This window comes from Paenibacillus piscarius (assembly GCF_022234545.1).
GTDB lineage: Bacteria > Bacillota > Bacilli > Paenibacillales > Paenibacillaceae > Paenibacillus_AQ > Paenibacillus_AQ piscarius.
This window is the reverse complement of sequence record NZ_JAIEUI010000009.1, coordinates 202,034-217,292: the sequence shown is the minus strand read 5'-3', so window position 1 is coordinate 217,292 and position 15,259 is coordinate 202,034. Positions and strand designations below refer to the sequence as shown.

Here is a 15,259-nt window from a genome sequence, read left to right as displayed (position 1 = left end):
TCACCCTATCTAATAGAAGTTACTTATTTCGCCAATTGAAAGCCGTAGCCGGTGAAGACGGAGCTGGCAGCAGCGGTCTGTACATAGCTGTAGAACGCTTTGGCTTCCGTCTGATGCTTCGAATCCTTCACAATACCCACCGGATAATTAATCGCCTTGTGCACATGACCGCCCACGGTCAGGGCAATCTTCACCTTCTTTGAGGTGAGCGCGTCTGTCTTGTAGACGAAGCCGGCATCCGCATTACCTGTCTCTACATAGGACAGCACCTGGCGGACATCCTTGGCGAAGACCAGTTTGCCTTGCAGCGTATCCCATACCTTCTTTGCGGTCAAGGACTGCTGGGCATATTGCCCGGCCGGTACCGACTCCGGCTGGCCTACCGCCACCTTTTTGAAGGCTGGCCCGGTAAGATCTGTAATGGAGGTAAGCTTCGTGTTCGAATTCGAAGGCACCACAGCAACCAGCTGATTCTTCAGCAGCGCCTTATGATCCCCGACCAGCCCCTTGTCCACCAGAGCATTCATCTGCTTATCTCCTGCGGAGAAGAACAGGTCCGCCGGGGCCCCCTGCTCAATCTGCTTCTGCAGCGTGCCCGACGCGCCGTAATTGAATACCAGCTTAATATCGGGATGCTGCTTCTCGTACTGTACTGCAATCTTGTCGAGACTGTCCTGGAGACTCGCCGCTGCGGAGACAATAATCTCGGTCTTCTTGACTGCCGCCTCGACCTCTCCAGCTGAACCCGCCGACACACCCGTTACCGTAAGAAGCACCAGCAATCCCATCAACCACTTCTTCAGCATGCTCCATTCCTCCCCATTGCTTTTTCGTATATTTTGATCATATTCTAGCAAGTTACAATGGATTATACAATACATTTGATTATGTTTGTATATATTTAGTTATAATTAGTATGAAACCAGGGATTCCCCTCATCCTCATGCCAAAAAGACCCTGCCTTATATATAAGGAAGAGTCTTGTATCCAAACGATATGTAGTGGTTCCCCTGCTAAAGTTCTTGCTCCTGAAAAATACGCTGGCACAGGAAGACCAGTCCTGCCGACAGCAGCAAAGAGATGCCCGCAGGTACGAACCAATGCTCCTGCAGACTTGCCCCGGAAAGAATATCCTGGTTAATGGCGTTCAGCCTCCCGGGTATATAACGGTCCAGATAAGGCACCAGGCTGAGCAGACTTATGACAAAATAGGCGGCAAACCCGGTGAAAAAAGCCTGGGTAAACGTCCGGGCCATTACACTGGCCAACATGGAAACACAGATTACAAAAATCCCGTACACCCAATACAAGAGAAAAGCCAGATACAAATTCGGAAGAGAATATTCACCAAAAATCAGATAAGTGTACAGGACACATACGATACCAGCCGCACCGCAGGCAGCGGTAAACATCAGCACTCTGGAGGCAACCTTACTTAACAGAAAGGAGGTCCTTGACAGCCCCTTTGTCAGCAGAAACGCAGCGGTTCCGCTTTTTTTCTCATCTACCATAGTTCCGCATACCAGCAGAATCACCACGATAATGCCCGCCTGCTTGAGGTTATTAAAAGTATCCTTATAGGCATCGGTGTATACAGGGGCCGGTACATGAATTACGCTTCCCGGGCCTAGCTTATTCGAGTAAGCCTTCATTAATTCGGGTTCAAACTTCGCAGACAGCGGGCCTGATAAGGCAAAAAAAATAAACACTCCTAACAGAATCAGCACCTTCTTGCTGACCATCATCTCTCTCAGATCTTTCCTGAACAGCACTTTAATATTCACCGGGCATTCACCATCTTCAGAAAAAATTGTTCCAATGTGGGCTCCGTCATCCGAAACAGCGTCAGGGGAATCCCTGCACCCGACAGCAGCTGCGGGATATAGAGCTGCGCTTCCCTTAGATCAGCTACGTTCATACTTAATGCATTCCGCTCTTCCAGAATCTCAACATCCAGCACTTGCTTGTGTTGGATTAGCAAGGTAGCTGCGGATTGCAGAAGCTCCATGCTCTCTGTCTGAAGCTCAAGGGTATTGAGTGCGGACTTACTCTTGATGCTCACCAGTGTGTCATCCGCAATCACCTTCCCCTTATCAATCATCAGAATCCTGTCACAGATCTGTTCAACCTCATACAGATTATGCGAGGACAATAGAATTGTCAGTTCTCCAGCAAGCGTACGGATCAGCTCAAGCACCTCGCTTCTACCTACCGGGTCCAGGGCCGAGGTCGGTTCGTCCAGCAATAGAATCTTCGGCTCCGGCAACAGAGCCTGGGCGATACCGAGCCGTTGCCTCATGCCTCGGGAGAAGCTCCCGATTCGTTTGTTGCAGCCTTCCAGACCCACCTTGTGCAGCAGTTCCTCTATCCGGCTGGTTAGTGCAGAGCCGCTCATAAAGTACAACTCCCCTACAAACCGCATCAGTTCCTTGGGCTTCATCCATTTATAATATTGCGGAACATCCGGGACAAAGCCGAGCCGGGAGTAACGAGACTTGCCGAATTCCAGCACCTCTCCATCAATCCTGATGACTCCCGAAGTAGGACGCGACAGCCCGCAGAGCATGTTCAAGGTCGTAGTCTTCCCTGCCCCGTTACCTCCCAGAATGCCGCATACCGATGAAACCGGGATACGGACTGTCATCTCATGAACAGCGGTGAACGAGCCGAAGGTTTTGGTCAGCTTCTCGGTTTCCAGAATATAACTCACTCTTCCTCTCCCCTCAGCAGGAAGTAGGCCACAGGACCGAGAATATTCCCAAAAATCACGATCAGCGACCAGATCCACTTATTGCCGAAGCGAAAGCGGGTTCTTCTGGCTATATCCACAAAAGCAATGATCCATAATACAAGCTGAAGCACGATGAGCGGCGACAACATCAGCCAGAATTTCGAATCCACATTCTCTCCGATTGTAAATGTACCGAATTCCATTTCCACACATCCCCTTGTAGACCATTATTCAACCTTAAATGCAACCTCGAAGCTTCCCTTGGTATCCTCGCCTTTAACTTCAATCCGGTATTTCCCGTCCTTGTCAGCCTCTACCTTCTCCGTTCCTGACTCATTGGTCCCTAGCTCCTTGAGCACCTCATTGTCAGGCCCATACAACTTCATGGACAACTCGCCCTTCTCGACCTTGGAATTGTAATCCATATTGAGGGTTTCGCCGCTCTTCATATTCAGCTTCTTCTCTTCCGTGCCCGTAAACAGCTTATAGGATGCGCTTAATTTGCTCTTGGTGCTGGAGCCGACGAACATCATTCTCTTGTCGCAGGCAGTCAGCAGCAAGGGTACCATAGTGATCAAGAGGCCCAACGTTATCCATTTCTTATTCATATATATTCTTAACACTCCCCGGTTTAGATTAGATGGCCGCAGTGCGGACAGCGGATACCCCCAACGCTTGAATCAGCGGTTATTGCATTGCGCGGCTGCTTCCTTGCCAGCAGATACAGGATTAGGCCGATGAAGTTGGGAATATAGATTACCGCTGTCATCCACAGCCAGGCATTCATCCTCCGCCGGGATGCATCCTTGTATATAAATACGGCAATCAGAACATTAAGGCTGAGAAACAGCAGGGCCAGCAGGTTCATTACAATCAGCCAGGTCTGATTCTCCTCCAGAAAGTCATCCATATAAGGACTGATGCCTACTCCAAGTGCAATGCAGCTTAGCAGGACGATGGCTGTAAGCCCCCAGAATACAAACTTCTCAACGGTGAAGTGAATTCTCATAAGCTTCCAATCCCTCCCTGCCTCCTGTAATACGATACAATAATAGGGCGGCGGCAATCATTTCCACCAGAACGAATAGCAGCAGCAGGCTGATGATCCAGGGCAGCGCCGCCGGACCTGCCAGGAAGAACCCTGCCATCGAAATGAATACCAGCCATTGCAGCGCCATTAATCCGGCGATGATGCCCATCCTCTCCCGTCCCTGTATCCGCCGGAGCGTGCTTACGACCAGCCGGGGCGAAGGGGTAAGCGGGGTATTGAAATATTCCTTCAGCAGCCGTTCATTGTCTCCGGGCTCCTTCAATCAATTCATCTCCTTCATTAGACTGTGAAGCAGCTTCTTGCCTTGATTCAATCTGGATTTGACAGTCCCAATCGGCACACCCAGCACTTCTGCAATTCCTTCATAGCTGAACTCTTCGTAGTAATACAGCACCAGGGGGGCCAGATAACGGGCAGGCAAGCCGCGCAGACACTCTTCCAGCTGCCGGTGCTCCTCGCTCCGCAGCAGGTTCTCCTCTGCGGAAGGCTCTGGGTCTCTAAGCTGAACCAGTTCTGCATCGGAAGACAGCCAATTCCAGAGGGCGTACACGCTTTTCCACTTCCGGTAGTGGTCGCGGTACAGATTGAAGGCCACCTGGAACAGCCAGGGCTTGAATGGACGCTCCGCATTATACTTCTCCAGCTTGCGGATCACCCGCACCCATACCTCCTGGAACAGATCCTCGGCATCCTGCCGGTTCAGCGTCAGATGACGGCAGAACCGGTACAGATCATCCCTATACCTGGCAATGAGCAGCTCAAGATGCTGCGGCTGGCCTGACTTGCATCCTTCAACGAGCTGTTGGTCTGTCATCATCTGTTCTCCGCCCGCCCTTTCAACCTACATTACGAAGTGATTTGGATATTGTTCGGAAATTCACAATTTAATTCCTATTCATTGCAAAATATTGTTCAGCCGGCTGAACAGCAACTGCTCCCTATTCTTAATCTGCCTGAACATCGCTATGACTTCACCCAGATAAGCAGCAGGATCTTGAGTACGGAATCTTACATTATAGAGCTGCCGCATAACACTGCGCCAAAGCCCGCCGGCCTCTATGAATTCCTGCCCCAGTTCATGGAGCGCCCCAGGATCGTACAGGCCGGCGACCTTCTGCAGGCTGCGGCCGAACTCTTCTCTGCTGCAGGTATAGCTGCCCTGCTCCAGGTTAGCCCTTAGGATCAGAAAGGTCACAACAAACTCCTTGGCATTGAACCCTCCTGCCCCGGTCAGCTCCGAAGCATACTGCTCCATCTCTGTAATCAGTCTATTCATTCCTGAGATCCCCTGTACACAATCCGTAATCTCTGCCCCGGAACCAAGTGCCTCCATCGGCCGGTTCCCGATCATGCGCTCACACGTATCCAGCATTGCACTCTTCAGAAGCAGCGGATATTCAGCCCTTAACCATTCCCGGTACGATGGATCTATGGTCAGCTCATAACAGATGCCTTCGGGTGAGAAAGGGATGGTTGTATGGTTCCGTGAACCCAAAAAATCAGGCAAGGAGGTGACCAGCAGCACTGACTGACGGTCATTCTGATGAAGCACAATATAAGCTTCTTCCTGTTCAGTGTCATAGCCGGCAAAAACAGTCATGGACGGGTTATACAGCTTACCCAGACTGGCTCCCCCGTCTGCGGGCCCGCTGGTTATGTATCTGCTGTCGAACATCATGAGCAGGGGGGTGTCCCTGTCCGTGAACCCCTTGATGACCTCCCAACCCTCAGAATCATTGGCAATACAGTACTTCTGCCGGGGAAGTGAGATACGGTTCATGAATTCTTCTTCCAGACGGGGCACAGAGCTGCCTGCGAACCAGAATTTCACCCCCGCAAGCTCCGGCAGTGCAAGATGGCCGAACTGGAATCCCGCACCGCCGGATAACAGGAAGATCGGGGCGGAATCCAGCATAATTCCATAATATCTCAGAATCTCCCTGAAGGATGTGATCCGGCAATCCAGCATTTCCCGTTCAGGAATGCTCTGAAACCCGCTGATCTGTTTTCTCACGCCGGACCCTCCTCTGGATAGCGTATGCAACAGGACGAATCAGCTTGCCTCCGAATCCGTAAGCCATTCTCCCCACAAAAAATAATGAAATCAGATAAACAAAATTATTGAAGATATTCCGGAACACCTGTGTTATTGCGCTCCATAAAGACAGATTCTTGTAGTCCACCATCACGATGGCCTGCAATTTATCCAGATGGGTGAGCACCGTGTAAGCCATCGAGAAGATCCAATAGAAGAAAAAGGTCATGAACAAGGAGCTGCTGACCACATAAATATAGAAGAATACCTTTTCCTTTTTGCCGATAGGAAGGTTGAATTTCACCTCTTCAGTACGGCGGAACAAGCCCTTGACCTTGCTTGCCAGAAACTTCTTCATCTGCTCCTGAAGATTGGGGATTCCCGTTAAATCGGACAGAATCCAATACCCGTCCAGCTTGATGAACGGATTCAGATTAAGCACCGTCTCTACCGATAACACGATGGCACACACCATTAAGTAGGGATTGGAGAACAGCCAGCCGGCACTATAAATCGCGAGCAGCAGCAGGGAATGAAAATAGATGCCGCCGACATCCACCATCACCCGCTGCATCCGGGATAGCTTCCATACCTTGGTGACATCCGAATAGAACACCGGCATGACATAATAGATTCCAAAGCCTATATTCCCGGGTGCAATCTTATAGTGCATAGCCGCACTGGCATGACCCAGCTCATGGAACAACGTGACCAGCAGCCCTGTACCCAGAAGATACAGGAAGCCTTGGCCGTTGGTGTTAAGTACAGCCTGATAGGTTCCGGGATGCAGCAAATAAGACAACAGCCATAGCTGTGAGATCAGCCCGATGCCCGCAAGATAGACGAATATTCTGGGATTGTACAGCACACCCAGGAACCGGAATTTCCCTACGAGGCCCGCCTTCATCAGCGTCCCCCGCAGCCATAAGCTCTGGGTCAGCGATTTCTTGGGAGCGTCCGTATTCTCTGAACCTTCAAGCACCCCCTTCTTCCATAGGAGCTCATGTATAATATAATGGACGGACTCGGGTTCGATCCGCGGTCCGCCCGTCGTATTCACCTGACTACAAATCTCCTCCACACTATTCCTGCCGTTCACGAGAGATACTACACTATAGACAAGCTCCGATATCTGCCATTGCCGTGAACCATGGCTGAGCAGGTAGCTGGCACTGATCATACTGGAATCGAATTGTTCAACCGTTACTTCCTGCTTAAGCTTCGGAACAAGCTGCTGATTCATAACATCACTACTTTCTCAGAAGATAGATCATATTATCAGCGTTATAGGTAGACAGGCCGGGAGCACAACATCCCGACCTGTCTTATTCATGATGATATGTAGCCGATTAAGTACCCAAGAGACAAACCCCGATACCTGGGCCCAGGTATCCTGCACAGGCTACCGGGAGGCAGCCGGTTCCGAGGTCGCCGCCGCAGGCATGGAAGAAGCAGATCATTTCTGGTCTTTCCTCCAGCTCAAGCATCATCTCATCCAGCTCGTTCACCCGGATTTCTTTGTTCAAAGATTGGATCATTTTATCACCACACTTTCACGGTTCAGTTAAATGCATTTACGCTGCAACAATACATCCTGAAATGTTACCGCCACAAGCATTGCCTGAGCAGCTCATTTCTGTTCTTTCGGATAATTCTTCAAATAATAATTCCATTTGTTCATCAATCTCAATGCTCTGATTTACAGATTGGATGCTTTTTTCCATTGTTCTCACCTCCTTCACGTAATATAGAAGCTACAGACTTACAGGTTCACATCACAGAAAGAAATATTGCCCAGACACGACCCCCCGCCTGGAGTGGTACTAACGATCGTACAATGATTGCTGGAACAGGACATTTCGGTCCGCTCGGTTAATTCCTGGAACAGAATATCCATTTGCTCATTGAAGCTAACATTCTTGTTCAACGATTGAACAGTCTCTGTCTGCATAGTTGTCACCTCCTTTCGGAAGGGATGCTGTCTATACCTGTGCCGGTTCCTTCAGGATCTTGCTGTACAGGCCGGCAACCACCTCATCAAAAATCAGCTTGAAATTCTCGCAGTATGCCGTGTAATGATCTTTATTGGCAATGTTGGCATGAGCCCCGCAGCCGCCGCCGCAGAACAGAGCGTATTTGCAGGTGGCACACTCCTCAATCTTGTCAGCCGTCCGTCCCCGCCAGAATGCAGAGCGTTCATTCAGATCAAAGCACGCTTGCTCCAGGTTGACCACACCAATGCTCTCTTCGCGGTCGCCCAGAACATCCCAGCAGGGATAGATGTCTCCATAGGGATCAACGGTGAACATCCCGGTGGTGGCTCCGCAATACCCGGCCCTAAGCGGGGCATAGCCTTCGCTCTTGAACATGCTGCCCAGGGTGCGGGTCAGATTGCTGTAGATACTATTGAAGGAGAAGCCTTCGACACCGCCGTATATGGAATTCAGCTTCTCCATCAGTTCTACGTCAGTGATAGCCTCCGCTGGCTCTTCATAGCATTTATGCGTCGATTTGAAGTAATAGCTGAAATTCGGATAGTCCGTCCATCCCTTATCCTGGTAGAGCTTCATCAATCCTTCGAGCTGGGCCATATTGCGCTTGTTGACATTGGAACGGACGGCCACATGAACTCCCTGCTCCAGCGCCATCGTGATATTCTCCACGATCCGGGCGAAGGTCGGCTGGCCTCCGGCGAGGTATCTTCGGCTGTCATGCGTTGCTTCCTCGCCGTCCAGGGTAATCTGGATCGAATTGATCCCGTCCTTGGTAAGCAGGTCCTGATAATGTTTCAGATCATGGCCGTTGGTTACAGCGAACAGCGTAATCTCTCTTTCTTTGCACAAATCTACGATTTGCTTCACTACGGAATAGCTTGTCCGCAGCAGCGGCTCCCCGCCGAACAAGGTCACCTGGCCAATCTGGTAGCCCTCTTCCCGATACTTGTCAATCTGGCCGAAGACTGCGGTAAGCGTCTCAGCGTCCATGGAGCGCTTCAGGTAATCTTTTCCTTTATCGAATAATTTCTTCTCAAAACAGTACTCGCAGCGGAAATTACAGTTATATGTAGGAATCAGCGTTACCGATATCACCTTGGAGCTTGCCCGATGCAGCACCTCCGAAATTTTGCCCAGTGTCTGCAGCTCTTCCTCTTGGGTCTTCGTGGTGAGGTATCCCCTCTGTTCCAACACTTGTCTGTCCCCGGCTGTGATCTCGCGCAGCAGCTCCTCCTCCGTTGCACTGCTGCGCAGTGCCTGGTGGATCGACTCGTTCACAATATCGAATGCCCCGGAATATCCGTGCACTAACATGAATCTGTCCTTGTCCTCGGTTAATGGAATGGAAATCGTATAATTGCTGACTCTGTACATATTGCGCCTCCGCTCTTAATTGTGGTTATACTGACTAGATGAATGAAAATACGAGAATACCGCTTGCCGCCTTCCGGCCTTCAACAAAGCCTTCTACGCTAAACTTGAATAATGACGGTGTGCCTGACAGGAGCCGGGCTTCCAGCTCCAGGCGGTCTCCCGGAACGACAGGCTTCAGGAACTTCATCAGCTCCACCTTGATCAGGACGGGGAGCTTATCCTGCGGTTCATCTGCTCTGCCCATGACAACGGCACAGAGCTGGGCGGCCGCCTCCATAATCAAGGCACCGGGCATGATCGGCTGACGGGGAAAATGTCCGCTGAAGAACGGCTCATTCATGCTGATATTCTTCACAGCCTTGGCGCAGACTCCCTGTTCCAGCTCCAGAAGCTTGTCCAGGAACAGGAATGGCGGCCGCTGCTCAAGCAATGAATAGATCTCGTTCATACTGCCCCCCCTCATCCGATCTCCAGCCCGCCGTCTACCAGCATGACTTGTCCAGTAATATAATCCGCCTTGCCGCTGCTCAGGAAGCAGACAAGGTTGGCGACATCCTCCGGCTTCCCGAAGGCCCGGGCAGGGATCAGCTTCAGGTATTCCTCCTGCTTCGCCGCTGGCAGCGCGGATACCATATCGGTCTCAATAAACCCCGGAGCTACAGCGTTCACTTGAATGTTAAAGCGCGCCAGCTCCTTGGCGAGTACCTTTGTATAAGCATTGACTGCCCCCTTAGTCGCACTATATAGGGACTGCCCGGTTAACCCTTTGAAGGCGCTCACTGAGGATAAGTTGATGATTTTCCCCCGCTTATTCCGCACCATCAGAAGGGCAGCTTGTTTACAGCAATACATGCACCCCTTAAGATTCGTATCAATCGACCGCTCCATCTGCTGATCGCTGATCATCATGCCGAGTGTGCTATCCGAGATCCCTGCATTATTGATCAGCACATCTATGGTCCCAAAAGCCTGGGCCGTCTCCTCAAACAGCCGCTTCACCTGGCCGCTCCGGGAGACGTCCGCCTGAACAGCTATCGCCCGGACTCCATAGCTGTGTATGGTATCTACAACCTCAAGCGCCCGTTCCTGGTTCTCATGGTAGTTCACCACAACATCCATACCAGCCCGGGCCAGCCCCAGTGCACACGCTCTGCCAATCCCTCTTGATCCTCCTGTAACTACGGCTACCTGCCTCATGATTGCTCTCCTCTCCGGTCCGGGGTTTGCTCTAGTATGATGGCACTGAAGCCGCCCCCGAACGAAAAGCTGGTGACCAGAATGGTATTGAATCCCTTACTGCTCCTGGAAGAGTCCGTTCCCGAAGGCTGAAGGCTCCCTCTCTGGGGTGCAGGACGTTCTCCGCTGTGCAAGAGCATAGCGGCATGAGCAACCTGCACAGCGCTTATTCCCGCCCGCCCTTCACCTAACCGGCTCTTGATGGCATATACCGGTATATCCTCAGCCCTTCTGCCGAACACACGTCCGTAGCTGCGCAGCTCCATCCTGTCGATGGCAGAATCCCCGTTCGCGAAGCCAACGACCGCATCAATGTCTTTCAGACACAGGCCCGACATGGCTATGGCCTGCAGAATGGCAAGATCAAGGGCTGTGCCTTCCGGATCAATCTTCCCGGGAGCACAGAATTGGTAAGAGCGTCCATACCCTGTGATCTCCGCATATAAGCAAGCTCCACGTGAGATGGCATGATCCTCAGATTCAAGGGCCAGCGTTGCTGCACCCTCCGTCAGCAGGAATCCGTCGCCGGTGAAGCCGTATGGCTTGGACAGTGATGCCTCCCCGTGCCGGCCAAGTGCTTGCAGCGTGTCATAGAGCAGATGTGCCGTATCTGAATACTCGTCCACTCCGGCCGCGAGCACCACCTGATGTCTCCGCGCTCTGACCATCTCGAAGCTGTCGCATATCGCATCCAGGCCGGAGGCAATGCCATTGCTTACCGTCATGTTGCAGCCTTGAATCCGCTGGCTGATCGACAGCTGGGCGGCGGCGGCATTATAGACGGTATTGGGAAACAGCATCGGACTTCCTGCCTGGACGCCCTTGGCCAGCAATTGCTCCAGGAAGCTGCGGATTTCGTCCGCCGGACCGTCCGAAGTGCCTACAATCAGTCCGGTATCCTGCGACTGCTGTTCATCCATCTCCAGGCCTGAATCCCGAATGGCACCAAGGCCAGAGAACAATAGCAGCTTGGATAACCTGTCCATTCTTCGGGTGTATGCCGGAGAGATGCCTTCAGCAGCAAGGCGGGAGTCAGGCACGAGGGCGCCGGTAGCCTCCATGCCCATAGCCTCCTCCGTATCCGCGTCATTCATATTCTTCCAATAGGCAGCAATATCCCCGCCCTGTGAAGTGATGAGTCCGATTCCTGTTATGTAGACTCTTTGTTTATTTAATGACTCTTTTACGTTGTTATAAGAATTCTTGGCAAAAATCAGGCTTGCATTATTTCCTCCAAATGCAAAAGAGTTCGACATCGCATATTCAAAGCTTCCAGGCTGCGCAGTATCCGGCACAAAGTTAAACCGGGATTGCTTGTTGCCGCCCGAATGAATAGTAGGAGGAATCTGCTGATGCTTAAGGGCTTGAATCGTAATCACGGCTTCTAAGGCTCCCGCTGCTCCAAGACAATGTCCGATCATGGATTTGGTGGAGCTTACAGCAATCTCTTCAGGAGCAAAAACCGCCTCCAGGGCCTTCTGCTCGGCAGTATCATTCAGCGGTGTTCCTGTTCCATGCGCATTGAGATAACCTATCTCTGCGCCGGCAAGTCCGGCCTCTTCCAGTGCAAGACGAATGGCGGCAATCTGCCCTTCGCCGTCAGGGCGCGGAGCTGTGATATGATAGGCATCGGAGGTGATGCCGTAGCCCAGCACCTCTGCCAGTATCTTGGCGCCGCGGCCGATCGCATGCTCCCTGGACTCGATAACCAGAACACCGGCTCCTTCGCCGAGCGAGATTCCTTCACTTCTGCTGAAGGGAGAGCACGGAGAGGCATCCAGAGCCTTAAGGGCATAGAAGCCGCCGAACTGGAGCTTGGCAAAGGCGTCTGCCCCGCCGGCAATGACCAGATCGGCCTGACCGTAACGGATCAGATCACAGGCATAAGCGATACTCATAGCTCCTGCCGCACAAGCGTTGGCAATGTTGGTTACAGAACCACTCAGGCTATAATGTCTGGCAATATGCCCGGCTGTAGCATGGATAGGAATATTAAGTACATCATATGGGGATAATCTCTTTCCGCCCAGCAGCCTTGTCAACATGCGTTCTGCACTGCTTGGCCCGCCTGTACAGCTTCCCATCACAACACTTATACGCTGTCTGTCCATCCTGCTGAAATCCGCGCCGGAGTGTGTCACTGCTTCTTCAGCAGCCTTCAGGCATAGCAATGAAGTCCTGTCCATTCTCCGGTATTCCCGTCCATTTCCGGCTAATGAAATAACTTCTTCGGCCTCACCGTACCACCCCGTGATATCGCGACCCAGCTTCTCAGGCGAAATGAGCTGGATGCCGTTCTGTCCTTGTATGCTGTTATTCCAGAATACCTCTGCATCCGCTCCATTCGCACAAATGGCCCCGAGCCCGGTAACTACGCATTGCTTCCCGTTTCTCACAGAGCAGCCGCCAGGGAAGAGGTGATATATTCACTTAATGTATTCAAATTTCTGAAGAACGGGGTATGCTCCGCATTCAGCTCAATCCCGTAATCCTCGTGAATAGCTGCTATTAATTCCAAAGAATCCACAGAATCCAAGCCCAGCCCGCTGTTAAACAATTCCATCCCAGGCTCAATCTCTGAAGGCTGCATCGGAAGGCGCAGCTTCGTTACTAGAATAGTCTGGAGATTAGCAATTACTTCTTCCTGCAATTTCATTATGTATTCTCCCTTTCTCTATAACATCCATTGTTAGTAGCCTTAGTGATATTTTTCACTTTTTTAAATAATAGGGTTAATCTTCCATCTGATGAATCTATCATAAACCGATTTCAAGGTTTTATCCATTACTTTTTTTGTATATTTTAGTCGAATAATGTAGATATGAACAAAAAGACTTTATTTAGATAAAGATTATCTTCCCACGCCAAAAAACCAATCCGCCTCCCTTGGCCGGATTGGTTCTGGTACATCAGCTTTAGCTCTTCATCCGCGGGTCGAGCACATCGCGCAGGCCGTCGCCCATGAGATTGAAGCCCAGGACGGTCAGCATGATCGACAGGCCCGGGAAGATGACGGTCCAGGGCGCTTTTTGGATAAATTGCCGGGAGTCGGATAGCATCTTGCCCCACTCGGGGTCCGGCGGCTGGGCTCCGAGTCCCAGGAATCCCAGGGCAGCGGCCTCAATGATCGCAGTGGCGATGCCAAGCGTCCCCTGCACAATGACCGGCGTCAGGCTGTTCGGCAGGATATGCCGGAGCAGGATGCGCCCGTTCTTCATCCCGATGGCTCTGGCCGCAGTAATATACTCCTCGGACTTCAGGCTCAGCACCTTAGCCCGGACCAGCCGTCCGTAGGCCGGAATGTTAACGATCGCAATGGCATAGAGCGCATTCTGTAAGGAAGGGCCCAGAATGGCCACGATGGCGATAGCGAGCAGAATGCTTGGAAAGGCCAGTAAAATATCAAACAGGCGCGAAATGAACATATCCGCCCACTTCCCGTAGAATCCTGCCAGTATTCCAAGCGCCGTTCCGGCAATAATCGAGCCGATGACCGAGAAGAAGCCCACCCAGAGTGAGATCCGCGCCCCATAGATTACCCGGGTGAACAGGTCTCTCCCGAGATCATCCGTCCCGAACCAATGCGCTGAAGACGGCGGCTTCAGGCGGTTCACCAGCTGCTGGGCCTTGTAATCATACGGGGCAATCCACGGGGCGAGCAGGGCAATCAGCACGAAGCACAGAATAATCCCCAGCCCCGCCATAGCCATCTTGTTCTTGCGGAACGCCCTCCACGCATCACGCCAAGGTCCGGAGGGGAGCTCAGCCGGAGCCTGCGGGGGTGTTGCCTTCACTGCTGCCTGTCCCATAGCCATTCCCCTCACTTATATTGGATGCGCGGATCCACCGCAGCGTACAGCAGATCCACAAGCAGATTGATGACCACAAAGATAAAAGCAATAATCAGAATCCCCGTCTGGATGACAGGGTAGTCACGCGAGCTGATCGCTTCAAAGAGATACCGGCCCACCCCGGGCCAGGCAAAGATGGTCTCCGTCAGCACCGCGCCCCCCAGCAGCGCACCCGTCTGGAGGCCGATCACGGTCAGCACCGGGATCAAGGCATTCTTCAGCCCATGCTTGTACACTACCAGAAATTGAGACATGCCTTTGGCCTTGGCCGTACGGATATAATCGGAGCTCATCACCTCAAGCATACTGGAGCGGGTCATCCGGGCAATAATCGCCATGGGAATGGTCCCGAGTGCAATGCTGGGCAGGATCAGATGCTTGATTACCGTCCATAGCTGGTCCCACCGCCCTCCCAGGATCGAATCCAGCACGTACAGATTGGTAATGCTCTCGACCGGATCCCGCTGATCCATCCTGCCGATGGAGGGCAGCCAATGCAGCTTCAGCGCGAAGAGCAGCTGTTCCATCAGCCCCAGCCAGAAGATCGGCATGGATACCCCGATGAGCGCAATCATCATGGCGGTATAGTCGAACCAGGAGTTCTGCTTCCAGGCGCTGAGAATACCGGCGTTGACGCCAACGAAGGTTGCGAACAGCATACTGGCTGCCGTCAGCTCCAGCGTAGCAGCCAGGTATGGCAGGATCTCTGTGGCGATCGGCGTTTTGGTACGGATAGAGGTCCCCAGATCTCCCTGAACCAAATCGCCCATATAGTGAAAATATTGCTGCAGCCAGGGCTTGTCGAGCCCGAGCTGGTCACGCAGCGCCTGCTTGGACTGCTCCGTCGCTTTCTGGCCGAGAATCGTCTCGGCCGGATCTCCCGGAATGGCATGGATAATGGAGAAGACAATCAGGGTCATGCCGATCAGCACCGGAAACAGCACCATCACACGTTTAATGAGGTATGAGTTCAATTCCGTTCACCTT

20 protein-coding genes are annotated in these 15,259 nt (G+C 52.1%); all 20 read right to left on the bottom strand.

Annotated elements, in window-relative coordinates; translation table 11 throughout:
- Nucleotides 1–23 precede the first annotated feature (23 nt).
- Complete coding sequence (gene modA / locus K1558_RS16700) at nucleotides 24–806, bottom strand: molybdate ABC transporter substrate-binding protein (RefSeq protein WP_238652775.1); 783 nt, start codon at nucleotides 804–806, stop codon at nucleotides 24–26.
- Between the two features lie 207 nt (nucleotides 807–1,013).
- The gene (locus K1558_RS16695; protein WP_238652774.1) at nucleotides 1,014–1,784 is read right to left on the bottom strand and encodes an ABC transporter permease; all 771 of its coding nucleotides are present in this window, start codon (nucleotides 1,782–1,784) and stop codon (nucleotides 1,014–1,016) included.
- Nucleotides 1,781–2,710 carry an ABC transporter ATP-binding protein gene (locus K1558_RS16690; protein WP_238652773.1) on the bottom strand — a complete coding sequence of 310 codons (930 nt, stop codon included), beginning with the start codon at nucleotides 2,708–2,710 and terminating at the stop codon, nucleotides 1,781–1,783. Before K1558_RS16690 ends, K1558_RS16695 begins: the two co-directional genes overlap by 4 nt.
- Nucleotides 2,707–2,934, bottom strand: coding sequence for a PLD nuclease N-terminal domain-containing protein (locus K1558_RS16685; RefSeq protein ID WP_238652772.1), 228 nt, complete (start codon nucleotides 2,932–2,934; stop codon nucleotides 2,707–2,709). Before K1558_RS16685 ends, K1558_RS16690 begins: the two co-directional genes overlap by 4 nt.
- Before the next feature lie 24 nt (nucleotides 2,935–2,958).
- A complete protein-coding gene (locus K1558_RS16680) occupies nucleotides 2,959–3,339 on the bottom strand; it encodes a hypothetical protein (protein ID WP_238652771.1) in 381 nt (126 codons plus the stop codon).
- Nucleotides 3,340–3,362: 23 nt separating this feature from the next.
- On the bottom strand, nucleotides 3,363–3,740 hold the full coding sequence (locus tag K1558_RS16675; protein WP_238652770.1) for a PLDc N-terminal domain-containing protein: 378 nt from the start codon (nucleotides 3,738–3,740) through the stop codon (nucleotides 3,363–3,365).
- Nucleotides 3,718–4,044 (bottom strand): hypothetical protein, encoded by a 327-nt coding sequence (locus K1558_RS16670; RefSeq protein ID WP_238652769.1) that lies wholly within the window; start codon nucleotides 4,042–4,044, stop codon nucleotides 3,718–3,720. The genes K1558_RS16675 and K1558_RS16670 overlap by 23 nt, the downstream gene beginning before the upstream one ends.
- Nucleotides 4,045–4,599, bottom strand: a complete 555-nt coding sequence (locus tag K1558_RS16665) for an RNA polymerase sigma factor (RefSeq protein ID WP_238652768.1) — start codon at nucleotides 4,597–4,599, stop codon at nucleotides 4,045–4,047.
- Between the two features lie 78 nt (nucleotides 4,600–4,677).
- Nucleotides 4,678–5,796: a BtrH N-terminal domain-containing protein gene (locus K1558_RS16660; RefSeq protein WP_238652767.1), complete on the bottom strand. Its 1,119-nt coding sequence runs from the start codon at nucleotides 5,794–5,796 to the stop codon at nucleotides 4,678–4,680.
- Nucleotides 5,759–7,060, bottom strand: a complete 1,302-nt coding sequence (locus K1558_RS16655) for a zinc metalloprotease (protein WP_238652766.1) — start codon at nucleotides 7,058–7,060, stop codon at nucleotides 5,759–5,761. The genes K1558_RS16660 and K1558_RS16655 overlap by 38 nt, the downstream gene beginning before the upstream one ends.
- A gap of 106 nt (nucleotides 7,061–7,166) precedes the next feature.
- The gene (locus K1558_RS16650; protein WP_238652765.1) at nucleotides 7,167–7,355 is read right to left on the bottom strand and encodes a hypothetical protein; all 189 of its coding nucleotides are present in this window, start codon (nucleotides 7,353–7,355) and stop codon (nucleotides 7,167–7,169) included.
- Nucleotides 7,356–7,391: 36 nt separating this feature from the next.
- Entirely contained in the window at nucleotides 7,392–7,541 is a 150-nt protein-coding gene (locus tag K1558_RS16645) for a hypothetical protein (protein ID WP_238652763.1), read from the bottom strand.
- A 38-nt stretch (nucleotides 7,542–7,579) separates the two neighbouring features.
- Nucleotides 7,580–7,768: a hypothetical protein gene (locus K1558_RS16640; protein WP_238652761.1), complete on the bottom strand. Its 189-nt coding sequence runs from the start codon at nucleotides 7,766–7,768 to the stop codon at nucleotides 7,580–7,582.
- A gap of 31 nt (nucleotides 7,769–7,799) precedes the next feature.
- Nucleotides 7,800–9,185: a radical SAM/SPASM domain-containing protein gene (locus tag K1558_RS16635; RefSeq protein WP_238652757.1), complete on the bottom strand. Its 1,386-nt coding sequence runs from the start codon at nucleotides 9,183–9,185 to the stop codon at nucleotides 7,800–7,802.
- Between the two features lie 34 nt (nucleotides 9,186–9,219).
- Complete coding sequence (fabZ, locus tag K1558_RS16630; protein WP_238652755.1) at nucleotides 9,220–9,633, bottom strand: 3-hydroxyacyl-ACP dehydratase FabZ; 414 nt, start codon at nucleotides 9,631–9,633, stop codon at nucleotides 9,220–9,222.
- A gap of 11 nt (nucleotides 9,634–9,644) precedes the next feature.
- Nucleotides 9,645–10,382, bottom strand: coding sequence for an SDR family NAD(P)-dependent oxidoreductase (locus tag K1558_RS16625; RefSeq protein ID WP_238652752.1), 738 nt, complete (start codon nucleotides 10,380–10,382; stop codon nucleotides 9,645–9,647).
- A complete protein-coding gene (locus K1558_RS33065; protein WP_238652748.1) occupies nucleotides 10,379–12,817 on the bottom strand; it encodes a beta-ketoacyl-[acyl-carrier-protein] synthase family protein in 2,439 nt (812 codons plus the stop codon). Before K1558_RS33065 ends, K1558_RS16625 begins: the two co-directional genes overlap by 4 nt.
- Nucleotides 12,814–13,077: a phosphopantetheine-binding protein gene (locus tag K1558_RS16615; protein ID WP_238652740.1), complete on the bottom strand. Its 264-nt coding sequence runs from the start codon at nucleotides 13,075–13,077 to the stop codon at nucleotides 12,814–12,816. Before K1558_RS16615 ends, K1558_RS33065 begins: the two co-directional genes overlap by 4 nt.
- Before the next feature lie 259 nt (nucleotides 13,078–13,336).
- A complete protein-coding gene (gene nikC / locus K1558_RS16610; RefSeq protein ID WP_238652736.1) occupies nucleotides 13,337–14,230 on the bottom strand; it encodes a nickel transporter permease in 894 nt (297 codons plus the stop codon).
- 11 nt (nucleotides 14,231–14,241) lie between these two features.
- Nucleotides 14,242–15,246, bottom strand: coding sequence for an ABC transporter permease (locus K1558_RS16605; RefSeq protein WP_238652730.1), 1,005 nt, complete (start codon nucleotides 15,244–15,246; stop codon nucleotides 14,242–14,244).
- Nucleotides 15,247–15,259: the final 13 nt, after the last annotated feature.